Origin of the sequence: Xanthovirga aplysinae (genome assembly GCF_009711365.1) — a bacterium.
Lineage (GTDB): Bacteria > Bacteroidota > Bacteroidia > Cytophagales > Cyclobacteriaceae > Xanthovirga > Xanthovirga aplysinae.
In genome coordinates this window covers 1-1,235 of sequence record NZ_SMMB01000357.1, presented here as the reverse complement: position 1 = coordinate 1,235, position 1,235 = coordinate 1, and the positions used below count along the sequence as shown (strand labels likewise).

The window sequence follows — 1,235 nt, the reverse complement described above, 5'->3', positions numbered from 1 at the left end:
GACAGTAACTTGTTAATGGAAGATGCTGGAGATAAATACTATATCGCAAGATAGTAAATGGTGAAAAGTTAATAAGAAGTTCAAATAGGAAAGGTAGTAAATTTAATAGGATTAGGTTTTAGCCGACTTCATAATGGAGCCGGCTATTTTTTTTAATCTTGCTGCGCATTGAGGTTGATGGTACAACTGGCCTCCGGATATTTAAGTCCGCTGTTTCAGTAACCTCTGCAAAAAGCACATTAGTCAGCTCCAGGCAAAAGAATTCACTCAAATTCACAACCTAATAAAACTAAAAAATATAACATTAGTTTATTAAATAAAATAGGGAGATCTGTAGAGAATTATTTAAATTCATAAAAAAATTAATCAAACCCATTAGGGCAAAAATAGAATTTAGTATTTAAACAGTCCTGGTTCAAAAATCAAAACGACATTTAGTTATAAACCACTAAACCCACTCCCATTAGTGATTTACACATAATTTGGTAGTCCTCGCTTAACCGTTGAATTATTACTGACCTAATCACAAATAACCATCAAACCCGTTTCAACCAATCAAATATATAATCCACCATGTTATTCCTTGGAACCCTAGCTTTATCATTAAACCTTTCATCTATTAACTCAGGTGTAAAAAAACCAGACACCTTAACTATGGAATTATCCCATGAAAAAATCTTAAGCAAAGAAGAAGAAATTAGATTAGCCAACGAAGTAATTAACACCTTAAATGAAAACATTATGCCTCTCCCACAGGAGATCTTTATTTATGACCAAAATATTAACTTGATCCAGCACATCACTGGATCAAAAGAAGAGCTACAACAAAACCTTAAATTGCAAGCAGCCCTAGCCGAAAATAACTTTTTGATGGAAAGTGGAGACGACAAATATTATCTAAAGGGAAACTAGTGTATGTGGACAAGACTGAAAAGAGGAAAAGTAAAGTTTATCCATGTCTGCAAATGTATTAATTAAAGCATAAAATTTTAGCCAACTCGATTAGGAGTTGGCTATTTTTTTATAGAAAAAACCTGCCAGTTTATTGTTTATGAATGGAAAAAAAATAGACAACTGCAGCAGCAAATGCCGATCCACTAAAGACCAACCTTCTGGGATAATTCCAACCTAACTTTCAATTTGCCAGAATTTCAGCTTTTTCAGGTCGTTTATTCGAAAATTAATCAGAATGGATTTTGGCGCTGTTTTCTAGACCGGAAAAGAGAATTAAGTTT

At 33.2% G+C, this 1,235-nt stretch carries 1 protein-coding gene; it reads left to right on the top strand.

Features of this window, described 5'->3' with window-relative positions; all coding sequences use genetic code 11:
• The first annotated feature begins 573 nt into the window (after positions 1 to 573).
• Positions 574 to 912, top strand: a complete 339-nt coding sequence (locus tag E1171_RS01140) for a hypothetical protein (RefSeq protein ID WP_187696152.1) — start codon at positions 574 to 576, stop codon at positions 910 to 912.
• Positions 913 to 1,235 lie beyond the last annotated feature (323 nt).